This window comes from Pseudomonas sp. WS 5532, assembly GCF_012985445.1.
In the GTDB taxonomy this organism is placed as follows: Bacteria; Pseudomonadota; Gammaproteobacteria; order Pseudomonadales; family Pseudomonadaceae; genus Aquipseudomonas; species Aquipseudomonas edaphica.
Map to the genome: position 1 here is coordinate 12554 of NZ_JAAQWK010000034.1, position 23888 is coordinate 36441.

The following is a 23888-nucleotide window of genomic DNA, read 5'->3' on the forward strand; positions in this document are numbered from 1 at the left end:
GGAACGTCTCCTATGCTCTGTACGCGGCTGTGCGTTCTTCGCTTTCACTTTCGTTAGAGTATACGACGGCGTTAAGTTTGTTAATACCTTCCCTCAATGAGGATTCGGCGTACAAAGAGACACCTTGTCGATACAAAATCGACATGGCTTTCTGAACACTTTCGATGGGAAAACTGGCTTTCATCGACTTACGAGTGCCCGCGAACGGCCCAGTTACCTTCACGAGTTCCTCATTTGCGAAATAGCGACCGCCCCAAGTCTTGCTCCCGGGGACCTCCATAACTGCCTGCCCGTCCTGCAAAAAGAGCGACATGTCGGTATCGGTTTCTTCGCCGAGCCCGGGCGACGTTGAGAGGATGATGTTGGGAAAATGGTTGAGCACCTCACCACACATCAGCGCGGTCTCCACTCGAACAGGCAGGCTCTTGAGGTGCTTCAGGTCGACACCACGACTCAGCAAAACCCCCCGGTGGCGCGATCCTTTCTCATCGGTGTAGATAATGCTGCTGCCGATCGAGCCAGCCGCGGCGATCTGCGCGGCTTTAAACAGGTTCCCGTCCAGGAGAAGTCGCTGATAAGTCACAACACCAGCTTGTGCGGTGTCGAACTGCTGCATCAGCTCAGCCAAAAGGCTACCTTTTGGCATAATCCGGAACTGAACATCGTCTTGCAGACTGTAAAGGCTTCTGTCGATAAGCGACTGTCGGCCCGGCACTGCGAAGGACAACTCATAGCCACCCAGTAGATGGATATGCTTGGGGTTATCGGGCACGACTACGCTGGTGATCACCCCGAAGGTGGTTTCACCTTCGTTATTTGTGAACCGTGCAACACCTCCGACCTGCAGGCCGTCGAGGACGGTGTCCAGCACCTTGAGCCGCTGCAGCATCTTTTGAACCGCATTGGCTCGCTTCGACGACAGCGCTTCGTCCACCGATTTGCAATCTTTTGCGAGTACAGTCTCCAAAAACCGCTGTCTATTAACCGCAAGAAATGCTTTCAGCGCGAGGAAGAAATCCTGATTGCTGCGCTTCTCATGGTTGATGCGAAATGCGCCAACTGCCGCGGCCCCCTGATCAACCAACTTCTTGAGGTCTGTCGTTCGCAGCGGATCAATAGTGACATCGTACTCAATCGTTTTGGCGAACACCGGCTGATTGAAAGCGCTATCTGAGTGAGGATTCCCAGTTTCGTAGATCTCCCTGCTGACCTCTCTCGCTTTGACATCCAGCTCACGAGATTTGAGAGGATTTACACCCTTTGCATCGAGCTCTTTGATTACCCGCACGTACTCGCTGGTCAACGCCTCGTAGATCTGTTCCTGCTCTGCCACACGCAGCATCACTAGCCGGCTGGTGAGCTTATTGATGAAGTAGGACTCCTCCCGATCATCTTCATTTTCAAGATCGATATCGAGTCGATGAGCAATTTTGGGATTTGCTTCCAGGTATCGAAAAGCCACCTCATCACCGATGGTGTTGATGAAATCAGGAACTGAGCGATCAAGCGCTGCGTTGTCCTGGTTCGCCGTGGTGTTGGCAGATAACTTGCGCAGCTTCGAATTCTGCATAGCAATGGGCCGCGCCTCCCCAATTAGCCCAGAGGACAGCGTTTCAATTTCAGGCGACGAGGTCTGACCTTTACGGTTCACCCGGCCAAAAAACTGAACACGCACGTTCACATCTGCTGCAGATTGCAGCTCAATCATCACCCGTTGACGCTGATCAGGGAATTTCTCGCCGGAATGCAGGCTGATGCCGGTACTGCCGGCACGAGTTAGCAACAAAGCATCGGTGGTACCAGTGACAAAGTCCTTAACAATCTGCGCTTTTGGCCGCTCTGGAATGGGGGACGCGAAGAAATTACCGCCTTTTTTCTGAATCTGAAGTTTGCGACCTGAAAGCTCGTCACATATAAAGCCGGCAGCAGTGATGCGCGACCTGATTTCATCAAGAGGCGAGACTGGCAGATCTGGAAACTCACCAATTAGCCGGTCAACCGTGGCCACCACTTCAAGAAACTCGGCAGACGTAACAGGTACTTTTGTCACCTCACCGTAACGAGAAGACTCAAGGTAGTAAGTGAGTCGATGCAACATCCGGTTCAGCACATCCCGGTAAGTGAGATAGCCATCAAGTTCAACTTCACCCATCAGCGAGGAACCAAACTCTTCAGCGTCTGACTCCTCGATGCCCGGTTGTAGCTCATGAACGATATCGGTGAGCAACGACTCCATTGTGTTTTCAAGCACAATGACCGGTTTCTTACCTTCTTCTAACGCAAGGACGGCACGATCAGCAGCCAGGTCAGTTTTGATGGCCATCATGAATTGACGGTAGATCGCATATAGCCTCGATCCAAAATTCGTGCTGACGGCCCCCATACGATTTCCTTTGCGCTCCACCTCGGGGATCTCTTCGAGCAGCTTCTTGATCTCTTTGTTGCGCTTGTTGACCAGCTGGTTGATGTCGCCCGAGAGATAATTCATCAGCTCCAGGATCTCGGCGAGCTTGTCCGAAAGCTCACGGTTCCTCGCCTCACGGGCGATGTCCGTAACAGTTCGGAATGACAGATTGCTTAAGTCGTGCTCCCGACGAACGAATACACCGTCTCTAGCCAGCATGCCGGACAGCACCTCCTGCAGTACTTCGCCTCCCGTAGCTAACGTCGCCGGCAGTGCGCCCATATCAACGGTGTTAGGGAACAGTTCGGAATACAGCAGCACATTCTTGCCGGCCTTCATGGCGGTGGCCGATGAGTAAACGACGAAGTCAGCGGCATCTATCGCCATTCCGATGTTCTGCCCGGTATTGGACTCCCCGGCCGCGTTATGAGCCTCATCCAGCAACAATGCCTTGCCGACTGCAACATCACCGATCCAACGAGCCTTGGCCGACTTACTTCGATCACGATTGAACTGTGAATAGGTGCCCAGCACCAAGTTGTAGGTTCCGTCGACGGAGCCAGAATCCAAAGCCGCATTGATAACGCTTTTTGGCGTTGCTGGAATCAGCCTGCTCCCGGAAATCGGGTCATAGACAGAAACACCATCGTTGATGATCATCGGCGTGAACAGCGACTCAGAACCGATATCGCGTATATCTCGCCAGAAGTCCGTAAACAGCGTCGGGGTTTCAGTAAGAAAGACCACAGTCTTGCCCTGCAGCGCCGCAAATCTCGCCATAGCAGCCATTACTCGGCCCTTCCCGAGGCCCGTTTGATCCGCCTCCAGAAACCCTCTTTCCTTGCGCAGCGCGTTGATTGCCAAAGCAACAGCGTCGACTTGCTCTGGAGACAAATATCCGCCCATTTCGTCAACTGACCATCCCAACTCCGTTGCAACAAAAACGTCGACATCACCCTCAGTTTTGACGACCTCACCCAACGCCAAGCGAGTCGGAGTTGCTAGGTTTCTCGGTATCATGGCCGTGCTTTCGCCTGCCCGGCTGAAAGCTGAATAAGGTGATTGGTAGGAGTTTTCCTCCTGGTCACCTCGATCCGCCGGGGCCGAGGTCAACGTCTCTGCAACAGTAGACCCAGGCTCAGCGAGCTCAACCTCCGAAGGGGCCGTTGGTGCATCACCATCCAGTTTGATATCCGGTGATGATCCTTCGATTGCACCAAGGCGGTAATCCGACGAGCTCAGCGGTGCTGCCCCGTACTTCTCGAACATTGCCCCCGACCACTCAAGAACTTCGTCATAATCGATCAGCACTGGAAGACGATCGGGAATCTGTTCGTTACCCAATCCTTTGCGGCCTACGACGACAATCCTGATGGGGAACGATGCCCCTTGCTTGGCGTAGACCCGTCCGTCTACCTCGACGACGTCAACCTGGTACCGATCAGCTAACCAGTTGAACAGGTACCGTGAACCCCCTGTAACTACGCCTGACTGGGTATCCAAATAGCTATCTGCACCAACGATGAACACGCCCAACCCTTCGTCCTTACGTGTCAGCAATGACCGGACGAGGATGAGGTGGTCTAAACGGGTGACTTTCAAACCAGACAGCACCCGTGGTGGTTGCAAGCCACCAAAAGGTGGATTGCTGATCACGATGTCGAAAGCCTCACCGCCGTTAAGACTTTTGAAATCGACTGCGGTAGCGTCACCCTGCAGTAATTTCACGTCGGATCGATCACGTCGAACATTCTCCAGGCGTCGCGCGTCTAATTCGACACCGGCGATGAATGCGCCTTCAAGATTGGAGATCAAGGAACCGTTGCCTATCGTTGGCTCCAGAATCGATTTGCCTTCGACCCGACCAAAAATCTGTTGAACCGCCACACTTAAGGGTAACGGTGTCGAATACTGCTGCAGAGAAATGGATTCAGAAGTTCGCGCAGCCAGTGGCGGCTGCCCTTCGTGAAGGCGGATAGCAAGCGCATAGGCCGCTTTGGCCGTAATCCCCGACTGCCTCCTCAAATATCGCACCAAAGCAGCCTCAACTGCTTCCTGGACCTCTCTGGCCTTCGGGGAGCTGACTACGTCGTCAACACTGAGCTCTGTGACGATGCTTGCAAAACGTTTGAGGTCATCAAATCGCAGCACGCGACCGCCGGCGATCTCTTGGACGAAGCCATCAGCACAAAGCGCCAACTCTTCTGGGCTGTGACCGTAGAGAAATGCAGCGCCGCGAGAATCAGCCTCACGAATAACCTGCTGCGCTGGGCCATGAATAAAACGGCCATCCTCGCCCAGAAACACTGTTTGTCCGCGGTAGTTGATACCCAGCGGCCTCGCGGCCATCACCGCGTTATTCACAACAACCGCGACCGGAAGCCCCTCCTCCACATTGCTCTCGCCACCGCCAATCGGGTGCGGCACAAACGGTGCAGGCTCCTTGGGAAAGTTGGGAATGACGACCGAGGGAGGCAAAGACCGCTCGGGCATGATTCTGGTCACCCAGTTCATGGGGACTTTTACCGGCTGTGCGTTAGGAAACACCTTCTGGATTTGTTGCAGGCTGAACCTCAGATCATCACGCACCAGGAAGCCTGATCGGCTTCGATAAAAGCCCACGTCGCCGAGCACTTTTAATTGCGCATTCGAAAGCGCTTCGCTCGCGACCAAAACAAGCCGTTTGGTGCCAGACGGAAACTTGACCGCAACCAATCGAGTGTCTGGGTCATCGGTATTCAACTGAATCCAGTTGACGAGGTTTTTTGACTGGGCAGCTGCTGTGGAGGGCTGGTTCATAGCGCTCTTATTTCCAAAGTGTCGTCAAAAAAACAGCCGCACAAGGCGGCTGTTTAACTGCAGGCGATAACGCAGAGGGACGTGTTACGGGCGAGGGCCGGAGGGTGAGTCATCGCCGTCGGCCTTCAACGCGCTGTCAAACTCACTTTCCAGAGACTGGAAATCAGGCGCTGCCTGAGGGGCTTCTTCTGCCGGCAGCTTAGGTGGCTGCGGCGCCGCATTTGGATTGATCAGCGGTGTACGGAACTCGTTGGCCTGAAACGTGCCAGGCTCATCGGCCAGGATGTTGAAAGGAGAGAAACCGGAGATGGAATCGGTGCGCGCAATGCCCGGCAAGATGACCTTGCTGAACAGGTTCGCTTTTTCACCGAAAATCATTTCATAACGCTGAGTTTTGCCTTCTTTGACATCACTGATCAGCTTGTAGGCCGCATTGTTGTCCTTGGTTGGATCGCCGGAGTAGTTCATGCGGTAGCCGGGCACACTTTCGATGCGAGCTTCACCCTCGGCCAAGGCCGCGAACAGGTCATCGTTGGGAATGCCCTTGAAAATGTTATTCTTGAAAAGCTCGTCGATGGTTTTTTCGGTGTCAGGGACATAATCATCGCCATCCTTTTTGAAGGCGACGTAGACCGCACGAGTCAGGATCTCATCACCATCGGTCACTCGGAGCATTGCCAACGCCTTGGTCCCGCGGCCGAGCTGCTCGGTCAGCGTAGCTTTGAGCCCTTCACGATCGGAGATGCTCTTCGCTTCCGAGGGTTCGATGGTATCGATATGCACGGTCGGTTTGTCGTTCGGGCCCAGGGCCGCCAGTTTCTGCACTGCCCATTCGGCAGGAAACTCTTTGGCGAAAGTGCCGTGGTCTGTTTTGACCCGCGTGTCGACGGTTCGAGCGTTGACAGCCAGCGTAATGCGCTCAGGCTCGCCAGGCAGAATGTTCGGATTCTTGAAAGAAATGCGAGGCGCGGTCGCGAGGATGTTCTCGATGAAGGAACGGTTCTCGTGATCGGAGTCGTTGTTGGAGGCCAGCGTGTTCAACCAGCGGGAGCTCAGAACACGCTTGTCGTTTTCGAGTTCTTCAGTAAAGAAGCAGCCTTCGAGGGTCAGAAAGGTACCTTTCGATGCCTCCGGGGTGTCCAGCGACTTTTTGCCATTGCCCTTCAGGAAATTGGCAACGGATTTGGGTGCCGCATCACCACGGAAATTAACGACGATTTCTTCACCGGCGATGATCTTGGGATTGCTCTCATTGAGCAGTTTCCCCGTCAGTTTGACCACACCGTTGACCTGGGTGGCGGTGGCCACCTCGAAAACCGAGCCGAATGCGTCGAATTTTCTCGCAGTGCTACCGCTGTTGACATCTTGGATACGCTTGAGAAGAGACATTGCTGTGTTGCTCCTTGTCGGGAAAGATCAGGGCTTACGCCATGGACGGGCGTGAGGAACGGTTGGCAGCCAGCTCGGCGATGTACTCCAAGTAAGCTTCCAACTGGTCGTTGAGGTGCAGCGATTGTTGAACACGGGTTACAGCGACATATGCGAGGTTGATTTCCTCGATAATGGAGTTGTCGGCTTTCGCCATGTCGAGCAGCTGATTGGTGTCGGAATCGATGAATTCCATGAAGTCGCCGGCGAGGCGAACATTCGGGAACTCAAGCCCTTTCGACTTATGCACGGTCGTTAGCACAATGCGGTTATCCGGGACGACCAAACCGCTCCCACTCACTATGGGAGATAAGGCTGCGCGCTCGATCCGCTCGATCAAGCTCGGGATGTCGCGGCCATAGGCAGTGACAACTTTGCAGCGTGATTTGACCTCACGGTCATTGATCATTTCGGCGTATTCGAGCAGCTCATCAAAACTGCTGAAGGAACGGATGAATGGATCCTTGACCTGCCCCTTGATCGACAGGTTATAGACGTCGAGGATTTGATCGAAGCGATAGCCTTTGATGTCACCAACAAAGGAAAACGGCTCGTTCTTCAAAAGCGCGTTCACCGCACGATCAAACAGCGCCGAGTTGCCACGACTCAGAAAAGCGTGTCCTTCACCGGCGCCGAGGGCCCGGATTTTACTCGGTGCACCCAACCCCCGCAGGTGGACCACGTCCCCTTTCAGGTCAAGGATCTTGTTCGCCACATCGGCAACTTCCTCGCCGAAGCGGAATGAGCCAGTGAGGTAGAACGTTTCGTCAGCAGGGATTTGCTCCATCGCATTACTGGCGCCACGGAAGCCGTAGATCGCCTGGTTGCGATCTCCCACATAGGTTTTTTTTGCCTGCTGCTGGTCGACGATCGCCTGAGTCACTGGATTAGTGTCTTGAGCCTCGTCGAACAAGATGGAGTCGTAGGGAAGGCGGCGGTTAGCGACCTGGTAAAGCTTCAGATAGCCGTCATGCAGCATCGGCACTTCGGAGCGCAAATCCTGCATTTCCGTCCAGATCTGCATAGCATCATGCAGGATTTGCCGAGGTTCAAAATGCGACCGTTCCACCGGTGCATCGCCGATACTGATGTGCTTAGGGACCATCTGGCCGTCACCCGACACCAGATAGTTTTTCAACGTCTCAATCACACGCCCTCCGTAGAGGTTGTGGGCACTCTGAGGGAGGGGCTGTAACGATCGTTGTAACTGCCGGGTGACGTGGAACGGTTTGATGTCACCCTGAAGCTTGTTTGGAACATTGCCGTAGTCCCGGCCGACCGCGCCATATGCCAGAGAGTGCGCGGTTTTACACGTTACGTTCCCGGGAAACTTCGAGGCTGCTTCCAGCTGGATGGACTTGTTAAACGCCACATACAGGTGTCGAAGAGAGCTTTTGCTTTGCGCGATACCCCGCAGCATGGTGGTCTTACCGGTGCCCGCACCGGCCTCGACTTTTATGACATCGGCATTGCTTGCACAGGGAGCTGCTTGCTCCTCTGTCAGTCGGAGTCCATCCATTGCAAAAACCCTCATCGCTTGATAATGACCAATCATAGTCAAACGAAAGTCGTAATGCAAAGCGAAAAAAAAGACCCCGTGGCCTCTTACTCATTTAGGAAGCGAGGGCCCTTTTTAATCAGCGATAGGCAACCCAAGCTGCGACAGCGCGTCATTACACTGAATCCGCAATTCGTTGCGCTCGTAAGCAGCCCTCAGATCCAACCACGCTTCAAAGAACTGCGAGAAAGTCACCTCTATAACTACACCGACTGAAATTGGCCGATCGGTGGAGCCAAGATCGGAAAACTCCAACACAGCGCTAGGCTCTCGGCTGTAAGACACGAATGGGTAGCCATGAGCAACTTCAAACCATTCAAGGAACAGTTCTTCATCACCGGCTCGGACCTGCACGGTGAAGTCAACTCGCTCAGGATTAGAGGTCATGGTTCCCGCTCCATCGACCAGGTACCCCCCCGGCAAGGTGGACACGACGGTCCCTACAACCGATGACTCTGACCAACGTGACTGAATCATTGAACAGCCCTACGCTTCAATTGATCGGTCAACTGGGTAGGCAACCCCTTGATTGTGAGCGTCCCCGCCTCCTCGTCGTAAACAACCTTGGAGCCCAGCAGGTGCGATTCAAAACTGATAGACAAGCCTTCGGCCCGGCCGGTGAATCGAAGGAATTGGTTGAGTGTTCGTTTGTCAGCCGGAATTTCGGGTGAGAGGCCATAGTCCTTATTGCGGATATGGTCATAAAACGCCTTGGGACGGTCCTCATCGATCAGCTCGGACAATTCTTCCAAGCCCATAGCTTCCCCTAGCTTGGATTGGCTACTGGCGTAGTCCACCAACGTTTTGGCCTTCTCACGACTGCTGTCTTCGGGCAGGTCTTCACTTTCAACAAAGTCGCTGAACGCTTTGAGTAAAACGCGAGTTTCACCAGGACCGTCGATCCCCTCCTGACAGCCAACAAAGTCACGAAAATATTCGGTAACCCGCTTCCCGCTTTTACCCTTAATAAACGAAATGTACTGCTTAGAATTGGTGTTGTTCTGCCACTCGGAAATGTTGATGCGTGCAGCGAGGTTAAGCTGCCCCAGATCCAGGTGCTTTGAGGTAGTTACTTCGAGCTCGGTATTCACAGCAACACCCTCACTATGGTGGAGCAATGCGATGCTGAGATAATCGGTCATACCCTGCTGGTAATGGGCGAACAATACGTGTCCGCCGACCGTCAAGTTCGACTCTTCCATCAAATACTGCAGGTGCTCAACAGCTGTCTGGCTGAATTGCACGAAAGTCATATCGCCATCGAGATATAGCTGCAGCCACCCCCTGAGTGGATGGCATCCAGACTCCGCATGAAAGAAGCCCCAAGCCTTACCCTGTTTTGCGTTATAGCTCTCGTTCAGATCCGAGAGCATATTTTCATTGGCCTGCGATTCGTCGAGCTCAGAGGATCGTGTTTCCAAGATGGCCGGCGAACCATCAGGCTTCTTATCGATGTGGTGCACAATGATATGGCGGATGGGCATGTCAATCCTCCGAGCCGTCCGGGATACGGCCCTGTTCAGTTACCGCCTAACGGCAGTGCCAACCGCAAGAACACTTTCAACGGATGGTGCAAACAACTGCTCTAGGCTGGAACGCCATGCACGCATCGAAACTTCATCACCTGCCGCCGGCATGGCCCTGAAGAGTTTTTCTGCAATCCGGTTTTTGTGCGCCAGGGCATTGATGATTTCGGCGGCGATCTGGCTTTCTGTCGACATAACCGCATCGGTCTCGACGTCAGGACCCGCAACGACTTGATCACCAGCGACCAAGCTTGCCTCCAGACGACTGATGATCTCGGAGTTCATGCTTCGATGATTATCGCGAGCAACATCGGCGATTCGCTCGCGCATACCGTCCGGAAGTCGCACAACAAACTTATCAGCCGTTCGCGAAGAATAGAGGGTGTGTAAGGTGGTTTGGCTTTGACTCATGTCGATTCCCTATCTTTAAGTAAAATGAATTTCGCTTTTGTATTCGCGGGTCAATTCGCTTCAGCAATCGCAACAAGTTCCTTTCTGGCCTCGTCGACCTCCCATTCATCCAGTCGGCTTTCAAACAATTCTGCCAAGGTCATTTCGTCTTCTGCCGACTGACCGGTGATATCGCCACCGTTAGCTTCGACCGCAGCACGGATCGAGCCGTTGATCGCAGATTTCAACTCATTCGATTCAGGCATCCGAATGACATAGGTAACGAACTTGCTCATTGGGCACAGCCCTCTTTCGCGGATAAACATGCGTGTTGGAATTTACGGTGGAGAGATGAAAACGATTTAACCAGCAACCAGATACAGTCGGGCGCCGTCCTCAATATCAATGCCGCCGTCATCATCTGCAGGGTGGGAGGCCACAGGGGCCTCACCACTACGCTCAAGAATCCACTGCGCAACGTCAGCTGCAGTTACACCGAACTCGCGAGCCATGAGCGATACGTCTGCCCAACTGGTGGATTCGTCAACCAGATTGAACATACGGTCGAACTCAAAGGTGGTCAGATCTCGCTCGACCAGGTGAGTCCACAAACGAGAATTGGCAGTGATCGAATGATCATCGCTGTCATCCCTCCACGAGGCACCTTTGATCACCTCAGGAGAGATATCAGGTCTACGAAAGAGACTGCGCTTGACGCAGATAACAAGGCGAACCTTGGCGCTTGCCACTAGGTAGAAGGAATAGCCGAGGCGCTCTTTCAATTTGAGCGTTGTGGGAGCGACCGCCGTGATTGAGCACCCCGTCAGTAGTTTCGACAGCTGCGTGATCGAGGCGTAAACACGTTTTTTTTGGCTGAATATCGTGTCTTCGATGTACCAGTAATGGACTCTGGAATCGTCAAGCCGTAAGCCGCCATCGGCCTTGAGACCCATTACAGACATCAAATTCATGACCGACTGCAGCCGGAGATTTTCACGCTTTCCGGCCAGCCAGGAGCGAAGATTTCGCACTGGAAGATTGGCGATCCTGGCCATCATCTCGACGTCCATATCAACCAACTTAGCGAGCAACAGGACCAGCTCGTTTGCTTTCATTCGTTTCTGGGTAGCCATAGCTGTTCCTTAGATTTTTGCCGCAACACTCAACATCATCACGCCAGCAAGCTGGGCCAAAAAAAGCTTCAGTCATCTAGACCTGAAACCTGACACCAGATCCTGATAACCAAGACTCCCGAAAAGAGTATCGATGACCAGAAACCGGTGACCGCTTAACGATGGTTGATGTATTCGCAAAACAATCCAGAAACCAGATGAGCCTATGACTACAGACCCGCCTCAGAAAGCCAGATCAGGTTCCATGAGCCCAAAGCGCCTTCAAGTTTCCCAATACTGCCTGATCATCTGGAGTCTGCCAGAGAGCCTGGATCCGGGAGTCCCCTGCACGATCCAAATCGATCTCTGTCAGACGCTCAACAATCTGAGACAGCCGATCATTGAGCTGTTCGGCTACATCACCTGGCAAGCTTGCGAAAACCACGATCGTCTCGCAGACCTCAACCACCATGAAAACTCGGTACCCACTACCGAGCTTTAAAACAAATCCTTTTTCGACATCGCTTTTCACCAGCAGCTCGCAAAACGCATCGACCATTTCGCTATCGACGTCCCATCGATGCAATCCAGGAGCAAGCATGCCGCCATCCAGCAGGCCGAGATCAAAAAGCACGCCTCGCACCTTCTCCATCGAGATATTCCGGGTAGTACCCCGGGAAGTGATGAATGCAGACAGATTGCTTCGCTGAGTTGCGTGAGCTTCCGCAATACTCTGCAAAGTGACCCGCTTGGCCTTTCTCAAAAAACCGAGCCAATCCGCCATTTCGGCGCTGGCGTCACGTTCCGCTTGGCTGACTTTCATTGATTTATAATACCATGTCAATACAGTGTTGATAGTAAAAAAATAACCGATGATACGCAATCATACGCGGCAGGATGACGTCAGACCATGAAGCTAGCCCTCGAACTCGTCCCTAAGACCTGCTGGTACAGCAACGTCCGATCGAATGTCTCGCCTGAAACCTGGGACCGTTTACAAACAATCTGCTTTCAAAAGGCCTTGTACCGATGCGAAATCTGCGGCGGCAGAGGACGCAACCACCCAGTCGAATGCCACGAGATCTGGCAATATGACGATCACCGCAAAATACAGCGCCTCGAACGACTCATAGCTCTATGTCCAAAATGCCATGAGGTGAAACACATCGGACTGGCCCTTCGGAACGGAAAAGCCCAACAGGTGCTCACTTGGCTATGCCAAATCAATGAAATAACGCCTGAGCAAGCTCTATCTCTGGTCAAGCACGCCTTTGCGGTTCATCAAATTCGTTCGGCCTTCAGTTGGACATTGGACATCGAGGTTCTGAGAAATGGATACCAGGTGAAACTTGGCTCTGATTGTCGAGAACAAGGAATCAACTACCCCCGCTAGCTAGTGAGGGGCAAGGGCCTGCATCTGCTGCAGATGCGCAGCACCTACTCTCTCCATTTCTACCGCGGATTGCCGGTACACCCCTTTCATCCGGACGATGTAGGCCTCATCACTTTCGTTTACAAAACGATCGTACTGTCCGATTTTGTTGTCGTCCGGTAGCGGGCCTGGGATTACTGACGCTGCCGGCGGCCGATAAGGCTGATACAGAGGCTGCCTAGGTTGGGGCTGAACTTGCACTGGCGGATCTTGCACTTGCTGCCCACGCTGCAGGTTCCTCTGCTGAATCGCTATGACCCGACTTTGGGGCTGGGCTGTTCGCCCGGACTCCACATTCTCAGCTGGTGAAATATTAAATATTCCACCGGCGTAGACCATCGGAGGACAGAAAAACAAAACAACAAGGACATGCCTGTTTATTAAGTTCATCGAAGCGCTGCCTTTTGGGTTTCATGATAAGTCTGGAGGATCTCTGCCACTAATCCATCGATGACCCCATCGTCTTTATCCGCGCCGATGAGACCAGAAAGTTCAACCCTCTTCTTACGGGACTCAACCTCCCGTGTAATGCTTCCACCAGGATAAAGTTTCGATAACAACCGGCGCGTTTCTACGGGACCGATCTGTTTGTACAACGTATCGCGAACATACGCATCTTCCTGCGTTGTGGAGAATGCCCAGAGTTTGATGCCACCCATCGTATTGTTCAAAAGGTGAACCGCATCGCCTTCACGAGTTGTAAACATGCCAACAAAAGTTGATCCTTTTGCACTCGGAGGTCGGATAAGATGTCGAACTGCATATTCTGCTGTTGGGGTAAGACTGAACATTTTGCGCATTTTGGTCGCTTTAACTTCATTTTGTTTCGACAGAATAATTTTGCAGGTAGCAAAAGAGAGCATTTCGTCATCAAAGTCATCCACGTCTTGTGAAATAACCGTAACCATGATCCCTTCTTTGCCTCCTTCGCGCATATCCCCAATCACCTGATCACGAACGGGCCTGATTTTTTTGGTCCGGTGTAATTCATCCCACTGCAGGTGCTTTTTGTCCTGCCGGATCTCGCTGATTCGCTTTTCGTGATAAGGGCGGTACCGCTTATCAAAGAAACCAACATCTTCTTCGGTCAGATAGAAATTTCTGGCAACAACGTAACGAGCAAGCATGTAGCACATCGCGGTTTGATGATCAGCAGCAGCCGAACCACTCTTGGCGACCTCCGCGAGATCGAGAGAAACTACCCTGGCCTCGCCAAGATCAAATGCCGTAGGCAAAGCAAGAATCGGATAGCTCCGGATAGATTCAGACATCATCCGTGAAAAGGCATCCAAGAGGGGCTCGCCATCTTCGGTTTTTTTGTTGCCATAAAGATCAACAAACTGCTGTTCACGGCTTACAGCAGCAATATCCGCAAGTGTGGGAACGGCCTGCCGTTGTGCCAAAACAGACGCATGCAGATCTCCCATATCAAACAGCGAATCGACGATCTCCCACCAGGTGGTCCTGCGATCGACCGTGATGCCATATCGATCAATTGCTGCATCCACAAGCTCGGCGCCGCTGGTGTTACGGGTGTATGGTTTTGCTCGGGAGTTGTTTCCGTCCCCAGAATAAAAACGGTATGCCTCTTGAATGGTAAACTTGACTAACCCGACCATGCCATCCGCAGGAGCACTTGCCCCCATAGGAGTGACCAGCAGCGAAAGAAAGTTGGTCACAAAAGCAAATTCGCTCGGCAGCAAAAAGCGCGACCCGGGCTGGGTATCCAAGGGGTTAATTGCGAACTCAGGGGTCATTCGCAATCGAATAGATACCGCTAAATGCCGTGATCCTTCGGGTAATGCGTGTTGCAGCAGCGAAATGAGGCCAGCACTGCCTTTACCCACGTCGACGATACCGATCATTGGTATTCGGGTAATCCCCGGGGATAGGCACAGCGCGAGGTTTACCAGGTTGCCGTTTACCGTTTTACCTGAACGTGGCTCTGCAACGGCACATGTGATCCAGCTCGACTGAACAGGGGAGTTGGGTTGATAGGGCCAGATTTTGCCGTCAGGCGTTCGATAGAGAACCGCTCCGCCGTCCGCCCAAGGTGATGCCGGCCGGTAGAACGGCAGCATGTTGGTAACGTCCCCCAAGATCGCGCAAGCCGGCGTTGCAACACTGTTGAGGCTCAGGCATAGAGCAGTTGATATAAAGCCTTGGAACTGATCACCTGAGACTTCTCGCACATCAGCACCACCCCACCCTTGAACGGCCCGTGCAAGGCGTGATGCCCGGGTTGCAAGAAGCTTTTCTTCGCCTGCCGGCGCCCATGTTGCAAAGTCGACACGCAGGCGCACGTCCAAAGCGTCTTGATGCTTGACCATGTCGCGAACGGCCTGCACAGCATCACGGAACAACCTATTGTCAGGATTTGTAAAGCCGACGATAGCGGCAATCATGTTCTTGAACCCGACCATGGCCAGGCCACCTGACTCGATCAGAAAACTGATCCTCCACGGCAACCGACTTTCACCTACTCGCAGAAACAACTGCTGAAATGGTTTGATCTCGGAGGGATGCAAATGGATATACATCGGCGCATAAATTCGATCGCCTACAGTCAGATATTTTCTACCGAGTTTTTTGGCATCGCGGGGGCTCAACTGCCGATCGAGCCGCGGCCAATACGCACCCGACATGTCTTTAGGATCTCGACGAACAGCGCGGACCGGAATTTTGTCGCCAGGCAACACAGGGCGCCATTCGTCCGCAGTGAAATCGGGATCGACGCTTGAGCGCATCTCTCGTCCTGCAGCGTGCACGTCCAAAACTTCCGCAGAGATGAATACCTCCTTAAGGTCGCTGATCATCGCGTCAACAAACGATTTGTGCCGAGTCCTCAAGGACTGCAAGGCGGCAAAAACGTTGGGTACATCCCGCATTCGCGGCAGCGGATGGGCTTCGAACAATTCCATCTTGGCTTTGATGTCGCGCTTCTGCTCGGCGGAAGTTACCGCGGACGGGCGGGTCAGAAGCGTCAGATAGCCCTTCTCTTTGGTACAGAATTTCGAGAGATGCTTGACGTCCTCTTCAAAGAGATCGTCCAGGGCCAACCCTAGCCGACGTGCAGTAGCACGCGATGGCTCGATAGCTTTCTCGATATCGCTAGCGGCGTTATCAGGGTCCCCACTGAAGTAAACGTGGATCGCATGCCCACCATTATTAAGATAGGCCTTCAAACTTTTGCTGATTAGGCTGTCACAATCAGAGAATTCCTGCTCCCCGATCATACGAAAGGAACCATGCAACTGTATGACGGTGAGCAGCGTTCCATCTTTCAGGGTCAGCGTGCTCTCATCATCGACTGACTCAATATCAATATAGTCCGCCAGGTTCTGCTTGAGCTTTCCACCAAAGTAAGCAAGCAGGCCTTCTACTGTCTCAACCACTGACGTTGCAAAACTCATATTTAAACCTCTGACGCCAAGTGTGTGCGATAGTGATTAGCGACTAACCTGCCATGTTCAACAAACATGGCTCTGGCAGACTCACGCAATCCGCTTGGTAAATTGGTATTGATGAATGTTTTAACCAACTCTAGATCGCGCATCGCCACCTGTAACTGTTCTTCATTTACAGGCAATAGCATCATCCGGTCTAAAGCCATGATTACTCCTACGTGCCTGGAATCACGTAAGGCTACTTCAATAAGCAGCGCATCTTCAGCGTTAGACATGGCCTTGAAGCTCTTCTTGAACCTCAATATCTGAGGAAATATTAGGAGGCGAAATCAAACCAATTGACGCTGCAATCTCATATGCGTCTTTGAAATTATGCTTAGGAATCAAACAAGTAACGCCGCCTGCGCCATATTTTCGAATAATAATCCCTGCACGATGCAATTGCAGAGCGTAAGTGAACATCATGAATCGATCGATAGCGGTCATCCACGCAGCTCGCGGAGATATGGCACGATACTCAGTGCTTTTTGGCTCCAACCGATAGCAATTTTCTCTGGTCAATCCAATCCAGTGATTCATAGAGATAAGTTCGGCTGTAGGAGCCATGGACTGCAATTGTGAGAAGGGCGGCAACGAACAGGCCTTGTCCAGGGACTCGTATCCACTGAAAACAAAAGCAGATATGACTTCGACCTTTGCGTATTGAGAAAGAAGAAGCAATTCTGGCTGCGAAACCCATGAACGATTGCTGCCTGATTTTGCGCCATTTGCGAAGGCAATGACATTCACATAATCAGGGTTAATGTTTGAAACTGTAACACGCGCAAGAACAGGGCTTGGGTTATTAACCACCCACCCAATGCGGTCAGACAGCGAAGCAATTTGTTCAGCAGCAACAAACTCGACTTGCTCACTAGGGATAATGAGCCCTAGCATTTCCTGCGAATACTTCACCGCCGGGACGGAGAATCGCACTACAACCATTTCTTCACGATTGTAATGAGGTGTCAAACAGTACGTATAATATTGATGAGCAGCGGACAAAGCACCGTCTACTTCCGGGCCAATATGCTGGTCTTTATCTGGTAGAATCTTGCACCGAAGTTCATCTGCAAGGTTGTCGTGCATAGGTACTGAACTTTGTGGTTTAAGACCATAGGTTTTCGTAGCAAATACCATTACGCGATGGAATATACCCGACAAAGCTTGCGTGATTGTATCCTCAGTATAAGACCGCCTTAAAAAACCCCAACCATTACAAATGTCATTTTGGCCCTCTTGCAACCATGAGTTCAGATATGTAGTCCGCTTAATGTAAGGTGTCTTATGCAGATTGGCTCCATAGATGGCAGAGAAGGATAAGTTGGTCCACCACAAGGTTTCGTTGTCGAGATTCCCCACCGAAGAAATCCGGTAGCTTTCTTGGCCGTCAACAGAAGCCCACCCACCCATGTTGGGATCATCAGCATCAAACCGGACACAACCAAATCGCATAACACCCATTAGATAAGCCCCGCTACGCCCGGCCAAGCAGCCAGATCCAAGCGACTGAACGACGCACCATTGGCGGCCCAGTTACCAGCTTGCTGGATGAAATAATCCGCGCCGGGCACGAAGCGGCATCCAGCAATCAACATATTCCGGTTGGCGTATTCTTCATCGGACATATCAAGGAGAACGCGGCTAAATACCACCGGATCCGAGAAGCCCTTACGCACTGTTTCGCCTTGTTCGTTCATTTCCACCTGGTGAGCACGCTCCATCAACCTTCGGTAAACGGTGTGCGGGTGAAATTGATGCACATCGGCGACCGGTGTTTTTTCTGTCGAGCTCACCTGCATGGCCATGGCGAAAAAAACCGCTTGAAGCAAATTGTTCAACTGAGCCTGAGACAACTCAGGCAAGAAAATTATTTTTCCGGTGTTGGAAGGCCACTTTTTTGAGACAAGATCAATATGAAACGCTGAGTGGCACAACTCACATACAGGCGCAACATTCTCATTGGAATTGTTTGTATGATCACCGTCGATATGATGAAGATCGAAACTGTCTGTTGTGCCAAATGCGAAATCACAACAAACACACCGACGCCCGAATCGACCTTGGGCAATAACAGCGGCTCGTTGCTCTTGCGCGCTCTTATCATGTTTTGATCCGTGATTGATCAAAGGCACTTTTCTAAGATCACGACAAACAGACAGCTCAATCATTGACATTCTCTGATCTGCCTTATTAACGCTGGATAGTTACGCGAGTTTTGTCACCACCACCAGTTCCCCAGACGGTATCACCCGAGGTAGTAATTACGCTGGCAATGTAAAACAGTGCCCCACCGCCGATAAGGAGAATTGCTGCCGTCGACAGCTTACCTTGCTGCCCGTCGGTCTTGTTGTGTTTGTAAAACGTGAAGATCGATAGCCCGCACATGCACAAGCCGGCAAGTGCAAAGAAGCCTTGGACGGCCAATGAAATACCGTCAAAGCTTCCGTTAACATTCTTTGCAGCATCCCCTGCGCTAATAGCGAAAGCTGCATGCGAGATAGCAAAGCAAACAACGCCGCCCAAAAAGGTAACAAAGCTTTTGAGCTTACGCTCACCCTTCGCTACGTTAGTCTTAACTTGCCGGATTTTAATAGCCATCATTGCATCTCCTATTTAAAGTACATCCCCAAACCCGAAGGTTGAGGAAATCAAATTCGCAGTTCCTACCAGGTTGATTAGTCCAACGCCTGCTACAAGTCTAATCATCGACTTTTTAAAATTTTCATCATTCCCGTTCTGCCCGTGCCCTAATTTTCGAAGACTCAGCCAACCTCTGGCATAAGTTATGTAGCCGTAGAGCCTTAGCACGAGAACAAGTACACCAATCATTTCAGATGTCTGTGCGGGCATGGCGCCCGAACCTTTGTAACTCATTAAGTTCTTAACAGAAGTCGAGCCTCCCCACAGTGTCTCAAGAGCCATATCAACACTTGAGGCAAAGTTGAACAACGCAGCCCCGCAGAGCAGATACAGAACGGGAGTCGACCAACTCATTCCTTGGGAGGCACCTCCTGCTTTATCGACCTCAATGGCTTTAAAGATTGCCATGCCGGTGAGTACAACACCGGCAAGTGCCACAAACGAGTTTAATAACGCTTCAAACCCGGGAATTGATTGGGCAAAAGTCGAGAGCATTGTTGACGCATCTATCATTCCACCCACAGTGTTTGCCTCTTAACGGTAGACCAGGCCATTGGACATATAAACTTCGCCGCGGTCGACGTCGATTTTGCTGACTTTTCCGACACCAGCGATATTGTCGCCTTCAGACACACTTAGGCTTTCGCCGCTCTTAGTGAGAAACCAAGCGCGACCGTCTAACACCGCTTTTAAAGTAATACTTGCCGGGCTTTCTTTTGCAGCGGCAGGCTCCTTAGACGGTGATGTGGCCTTGGGGGGTTGCTTTGCAGCGTGACTGACTTGTTTTGCGGGAGCCGACGCTGGAACTGTTTTAGCAACCGGTGGATTTGCCTTTCCGGAATCAAGTTTCTTGTTGATCTCGTTTAACTGCAGGCTCATCACCTGCATTTGCTCCTGGATCATCTTTAACTGGATGTCGTAGCTCAATACCTGCTGCAGTTGAGGTGCGCTGAGTCCGACACCAACATCTTGAGGTGCTTGCGCCTCAGAACGATGCGGTTCTGGTGACAAATTTTGTAATGAGGCCTGTGCAGATTGGACCTGAGCCGGTGCTGGAGGCGACTCGATCGCTTGTTGCTGATAGTCATGAACCTGCTGCGTAACAGGTTGGGACATACCGGGTTGCGAAAACTGATTTCCCTGTGGTTGACCAACACTCTGCTGCTGGCCAAACCCAGTTGCCTGAGGAGTTGGTTGCTGCGCTTGTCCAGCATAGGGGTCCGCGTATCCACCACCTGCAGGTGCGGTCTGACCATATGCGCCTTCAACGGGAATATAACCAGCGCTCGCGTCACTCTGTCCCATGATCAAGGGGCCGTAAATTTTGAAAAGACCCAGCCCTACGATAGCTACAACTGCGGCCACACCCCCGATAAGTGCAATAGGACTTTTTTTCTTAGGCTTAGTAACGACCGAGGGCTCATCGTCAAATTCATTTGCGCCCAATACGTCCTCTTGATCTAACTCACTCATCCTCGACCCCCATTATTCTTAACTTGCACGTCGTTCATAAAAAGAATACAGACCGCTGTGCCGGAATCCACTGTGTAAGTTGCAGGCCTATTGATTGAGTTAGCCATGTTGTCCCCAACCTTCTTGCCCACATTGCCAAATGCAGCGGAAATGATCTGTTTATTGTTTAGCGCATCCGTTTGAACAACGGTGCCACTCGGGCTTGCTACCAATTGTTGATTTTGGCCACCTTGGATAACAGCGCTCCCATAACCTTCAACAAAGGCTGAAGCCAGGAAAGTTCCGTAGCGCTCGATATAATGATTGTCAACAGCTGTAGCCAGTGCAGTTCTCGATGTAAAAGGGTCTACCGCGTAAGCGTCTACGGTTTGTGCACCAGATACACCCGGAATGTTGGCCGTTGTAAAATGCAGTGTTGGTTTGCCGCCGTTTTGACCATTTTCCGCTTTACCAAGCAGCTTGGTCTTTTTCAGTTTCCCTTCCTGCCAAATTGTCGCCAGCACTGGCCCGGGCTCATCGGTATTGACAGCGGTATCTACTTGGCCGCATTGCAGATCGCCGGCCTTTGCCAATGGAGGAGATGCCGGACCATTCTGCCCACTATCGGGGTTTTGTGAACCCGCGCCAGGTGCACTACCCACACCTTCTTTGCTGGCATATATTTCGTAGGTCTTCGCAGCACCTGGTTGCCAGCTTGTAACCAACAAGTTGACCTGACTCTTCATTGCATCTTTGCGAGCCTTAATTGCCTCGTCATTTTTTGTCCGCTCGGCGTCATAACGTGTTTGTGCGGCAATCTGTTCTGCCGCGTACCGTTCTGCATCTCGTCGCATCTCTTCGGGCGTAGGTGTCGGTTGTGCAACTTCAACTGATTTTTTTTCAGGCTCAACAACTGATTCCTGCACACCGGTTCTGACCGTTGGTATTGCGCTTGTGCCAGTTTCAAGCGCCCGGTTTGCATTAGCGGCATTTTCGTCCGCAACAAAACCGTCGTATTGGGGAGTAGCCTTAGGTAAACCGTTCTGGCCTACCGGTGAGGGTGCCCCTGCAACTCCATTGAATGAAGTAACTCTACTTGGATCCGAAGCTTTACCTTTATTGTGCACAAACACCCAGTACCCAACCCCCACACAAACTAGGATCAGGACGATCGAACCAATGTATATCAATCTGGTAGGACCATCGCTGAATGCGTCCTTCAAATTTTGTATGCGACTAGCTTTAATACTTTCCGACATCATTAATACCCGCTCAAATTGATGGTTACTGCAGCGCCATTGCTGAGTGCAATCAACACTGGGGTGCGCGGAATCTCATAAACTGCAGCACCATCGGCCGACTTTTGCATTGAGAGGTAGGCTGGAGACAACAAAGCGAAGTTTGTACGAACATAAAATTTATCGTTGTACTCCCATGCCTTAACATCCGGATTTGAAGTTTTTAGCGTGGTCGAATCCTTCGGCCCAAAACCTGCGAGCATATCCAATACGACTGGCTCCACACCTTTAGGTAATGTGTTTTGGACAATGTTTCCTACACCCTGGACCCTTACATCTACTCGATCATCAACTTCTCGTTGACCACTTACGAGCGTCAAAGAAACCGGAACGTTTATCCCAGCGAGATTAATTGATACGTTGCCGTAGGCATAAGTTGTTTTGGGAGACAACTTCACATAATTTGAGCCAACGGTCTCGGCCTCCTTACTCCAAGTCACGGTAAAGTTTTTGTCTTCATTTCCTACTGTCACGTCTTTTACGATCAGCGGATTCCCTACCTGATCAACAATAAGCAGAGTTGTTACAAAACCGCTGTACAAACGAACTACTTGTGGAGTTTGGCCTGGTGATAATGAAACCTGAACAGAGTTGGTTACAATTTTCGGAAAAAACCGCGGCTGTGCCGATGCCGCTCTTTCGGCGTCATCAACAATTTTACGAAGCCCCTTGATTTGCTCAGGTGACAAAGGTGCAGCTTCTTGCACAACTTCCTTGTACGCCGTCTGATTGATATCTGGTAACGGCGGTAATTCCGGAATCGGTTGACCAGGGCTGCCGGCCGTTGCAGATCCGGCGGGTTGCGATGCCGCTGCTGGAACTTCTGCAGCTGAGCATGCAAGTGATATGGACAGAGACAATCCGCAGACGATACCGGCGTGCCAGCTTGGGAGTCTTACCATCACAGGTCGCTCCCGATGTATTGAGCAATCCCGAGACCGTCTTCACTTTCGTAATTGCTTACCCGGCTGATAAGCAAGGTCACCAACATTTTCTGGGTCGCGACAGTACGCCCCGACTGGCCACCCTGGTAGCTGACCAAAAAGGGAACTTCAATCTCCCAAGTGTAGATACCCTTCTTGTTGCCTTGACGTGTGATGACCGGCGCTGCGATTGGCACCGCGGTTGTAACCAACTTTTGCTTCTTGACGAGCTCGACGTTCCCAGATTTGTCCAGCGCCTCCATGAATGTTGACCAGCCGTCTGGTGTAAAGCAGCGAGAATTCCGCTGCAGCTGGGTTGTCGTATTCGCAAAATCGAACGTGTTGGCTTGGCCCACACACTCGACTGTGAAGTCGAGGAGTTTTTGCTGTGATACGTATGGATTTCCCAGCGGAACCATTGGCATCTGCCGACCGGTCTTAAAGTCCATGCCAAAATATTCGCGCTCGACCTTTTGATTTTTCGTGACCACGAATGCGGCAAGGAAACCAATATTCAACACGCATGACACGAGCAGTGCGTTTAGCAGCTTCCCGAAATATTTTTTGTAGAAGCTGAGCTTGCTCAGATCGAGCACATACTCTTCATCACGTTGATTTGAAGCTGGCATAGCCAGATATCTCCGCTGACTTTCGTTATACGATACAGGCGGAAAATACGCAAAAATACCTTTAGTGTCAACGAATGTCGTGTGGGGGGGGATGAGCTAAATGGTGTCGGCCGCGATTAAGCGGCCGCTTTGACGTTAACGACGCAGGAATGGTCGAACGAATGATCGTCTGCCGCGATTTTCAGCATGTCTGCCATCACCTGGCGTAAATCGCCCAGCGAGGTAGCCGATTCGACGATGAAGCCGAGCCCCTGCAGATAATTGATTACGAACTCGACATCGCTGGCCACTATAAAACCAGCTTTCAGTGCGCCATATTTATCGACGACATGCCCTGTGAAGCAGAAAACGCTTTCTTCCGGGTAGGGGCGGATCTGTGCCGGGTAAACATCTACAAACTCAGAAGGCTCAACAGCAGGATGCTGCTGAGCAATGAGTTCCAAGATGCTCACTGTTTGCTTCACCTCCGACAGCGAGGTGATAGCAGAAACGACAAAGCCATAATCGCGCATCGAGGCAATCGCCAATTCAGCGGTGTCAGCTACCACATAACCGCTCTTCACTTCTGACGACGGTCGATCTTCGATATGCCCGCAGAAACTGAATACCTGGTTCTCGGGGTAGACGAAAGAAGACATTACCGCCCTCCCCTATCGCGGACGAAACGCATCATTCTTCGGCGGGTTTGGCAGATCTGCCAGATCGAGACGGTTAGAGACGCGGGCAGCTGCTGCCACCGCGAAAACTCCGCGGCTTACTGAACTGGAGTCTTTAGGAACGTCGTAGGTGGGGAGTTGAGATTGCATATGTACCTCACGGGACAGACGGTGCGGAAGCATTTACTTCCG

20 protein-coding genes and 1 pseudogene are annotated in these 23888 nt (G+C 51.7%); 1 reads left to right on the top strand and 20 read right to left on the bottom strand.

Annotated elements, in window-relative coordinates; translation table 11 throughout:
* Nucleotides 1-10 precede the first annotated feature (10 nt).
* From HBO23_RS31980 to HBO23_RS32020, 9 genes and pseudogenes are all read right to left on the bottom strand, one after another.
* Nucleotides 11-5203, bottom strand: a complete 5193-nt coding sequence (locus tag HBO23_RS31980) for a strawberry notch C-terminal domain-containing protein (RefSeq protein WP_170040827.1) — start codon at nucleotides 5201-5203, stop codon at nucleotides 11-13.
* Between the two features lie 84 nt (nucleotides 5204-5287).
* On the bottom strand, nucleotides 5288-6592 hold the full coding sequence (locus HBO23_RS31985; RefSeq protein WP_170040828.1) for a hypothetical protein: 1305 nt from the start codon (nucleotides 6590-6592) through the stop codon (nucleotides 5288-5290).
* 34 nt (nucleotides 6593-6626) lie between these two features.
* Entirely contained in the window at nucleotides 6627-8186 is a 1560-nt protein-coding gene (locus HBO23_RS31990) for a UvrD-helicase domain-containing protein (protein ID WP_262378259.1), read from the bottom strand.
* Between the two features lie 78 nt (nucleotides 8187-8264).
* A complete protein-coding gene (locus HBO23_RS31995; protein ID WP_170040830.1) occupies nucleotides 8265-8576 on the bottom strand; it encodes a hypothetical protein in 312 nt (103 codons plus the stop codon).
* Nucleotides 8577-8662: 86 nt separating this feature from the next.
* Nucleotides 8663-9673: a nucleoid-associated protein YejK gene (gene yejK, locus HBO23_RS32000; protein ID WP_170040831.1), complete on the bottom strand. Its 1011-nt coding sequence runs from the start codon at nucleotides 9671-9673 to the stop codon at nucleotides 8663-8665.
* A gap of 285 nt (nucleotides 9674-9958) precedes the next feature.
* Nucleotides 9959-10126, bottom strand: a pseudogene (locus HBO23_RS32005) (Arc family DNA-binding protein); the annotation flags it as partial.
* A 50-nt stretch (nucleotides 10127-10176) separates the two neighbouring features.
* Complete coding sequence (locus HBO23_RS32010; RefSeq protein ID WP_170040832.1) at nucleotides 10177-10401, bottom strand: hypothetical protein; 225 nt, start codon at nucleotides 10399-10401, stop codon at nucleotides 10177-10179.
* Between the two features lie 66 nt (nucleotides 10402-10467).
* Nucleotides 10468-11238: a hypothetical protein gene (locus tag HBO23_RS32015; protein WP_262378257.1), complete on the bottom strand. Its 771-nt coding sequence runs from the start codon at nucleotides 11236-11238 to the stop codon at nucleotides 10468-10470.
* A gap of 235 nt (nucleotides 11239-11473) precedes the next feature.
* Entirely contained in the window at nucleotides 11474-12040 is a 567-nt protein-coding gene (locus tag HBO23_RS32020; protein ID WP_170040833.1) for a hypothetical protein, read from the bottom strand.
* An 87-nt stretch (nucleotides 12041-12127) separates the two neighbouring features.
* Here HBO23_RS32020 and HBO23_RS34030 point away from each other — a divergent pair, with 87 nt between their 5' ends.
* Nucleotides 12128-12610, top strand: coding sequence for an HNH endonuclease (locus tag HBO23_RS34030; protein WP_178131765.1), 483 nt, complete (start codon nucleotides 12128-12130; stop codon nucleotides 12608-12610).
* Between the two features lie 425 nt (nucleotides 12611-13035).
* On the opposite strand, the gene HBO23_RS32030 is transcribed toward HBO23_RS34030, so the two are convergent.
* The 11 genes from HBO23_RS32030 to HBO23_RS32080 all read right to left on the bottom strand — a co-directional run bounded on the left by HBO23_RS32030 (nucleotide 13036) and on the right by HBO23_RS32080 (nucleotide 23678).
* Entirely contained in the window at nucleotides 13036-16062 is a 3027-nt protein-coding gene (locus HBO23_RS32030; protein ID WP_170040834.1) for a type IV secretion protein IcmB, read from the bottom strand.
* Between the two features lie 2 nt (nucleotides 16063-16064).
* The gene (locus tag HBO23_RS32035; protein ID WP_170040835.1) at nucleotides 16065-16331 is read right to left on the bottom strand and encodes a hypothetical protein; all 267 of its coding nucleotides are present in this window, start codon (nucleotides 16329-16331) and stop codon (nucleotides 16065-16067) included.
* Nucleotides 16324-17586, bottom strand: coding sequence for a hypothetical protein (locus tag HBO23_RS32040; protein WP_262378258.1), 1263 nt, complete (start codon nucleotides 17584-17586; stop codon nucleotides 16324-16326). Before HBO23_RS32040 ends, HBO23_RS32035 begins: the two co-directional genes overlap by 8 nt.
* The gene (locus tag HBO23_RS32045; protein WP_170040836.1) at nucleotides 17559-18266 is read right to left on the bottom strand and encodes an HNH endonuclease signature motif containing protein; all 708 of its coding nucleotides are present in this window, start codon (nucleotides 18264-18266) and stop codon (nucleotides 17559-17561) included. The genes HBO23_RS32040 and HBO23_RS32045 overlap by 28 nt, the downstream gene beginning before the upstream one ends.
* 22 nt (nucleotides 18267-18288) lie before the next feature.
* Complete coding sequence (locus HBO23_RS32050) at nucleotides 18289-18696, bottom strand: hypothetical protein (RefSeq protein ID WP_170040837.1); 408 nt, start codon at nucleotides 18694-18696, stop codon at nucleotides 18289-18291.
* A gap of 15 nt (nucleotides 18697-18711) precedes the next feature.
* On the bottom strand, nucleotides 18712-19233 hold the full coding sequence (locus HBO23_RS32055) for a hypothetical protein (RefSeq protein WP_170040838.1): 522 nt from the start codon (nucleotides 19231-19233) through the stop codon (nucleotides 18712-18714).
* A gap of 39 nt (nucleotides 19234-19272) precedes the next feature.
* Entirely contained in the window at nucleotides 19273-20211 is a 939-nt protein-coding gene (locus HBO23_RS32060) for a hypothetical protein (RefSeq protein ID WP_170040839.1), read from the bottom strand.
* Nucleotides 20208-21449 carry a DotG/IcmE/VirB10 family protein gene (locus HBO23_RS32065; RefSeq protein ID WP_170040840.1) on the bottom strand — a complete coding sequence of 414 codons (1242 nt, stop codon included), beginning with the start codon at nucleotides 21447-21449 and terminating at the stop codon, nucleotides 20208-20210. The genes HBO23_RS32060 and HBO23_RS32065 overlap by 4 nt, the downstream gene beginning before the upstream one ends.
* 2 nt (nucleotides 21450-21451) lie before the next feature.
* Entirely contained in the window at nucleotides 21452-22390 is a 939-nt protein-coding gene (locus tag HBO23_RS32070) for a DotH/IcmK family type IV secretion protein (protein WP_262378260.1), read from the bottom strand.
* The gene (locus HBO23_RS32075) at nucleotides 22390-23040 is read right to left on the bottom strand and encodes a DotI/IcmL/TraM family protein (protein ID WP_170040842.1); all 651 of its coding nucleotides are present in this window, start codon (nucleotides 23038-23040) and stop codon (nucleotides 22390-22392) included. Before HBO23_RS32075 ends, HBO23_RS32070 begins: the two co-directional genes overlap by 1 nt.
* A 116-nt stretch (nucleotides 23041-23156) precedes the next feature.
* The gene (locus HBO23_RS32080) at nucleotides 23157-23678 is read right to left on the bottom strand and encodes a hypothetical protein (RefSeq protein WP_170040843.1); all 522 of its coding nucleotides are present in this window, start codon (nucleotides 23676-23678) and stop codon (nucleotides 23157-23159) included.
* Between the last annotated feature and the right edge of the window lie 210 nt (nucleotides 23679-23888).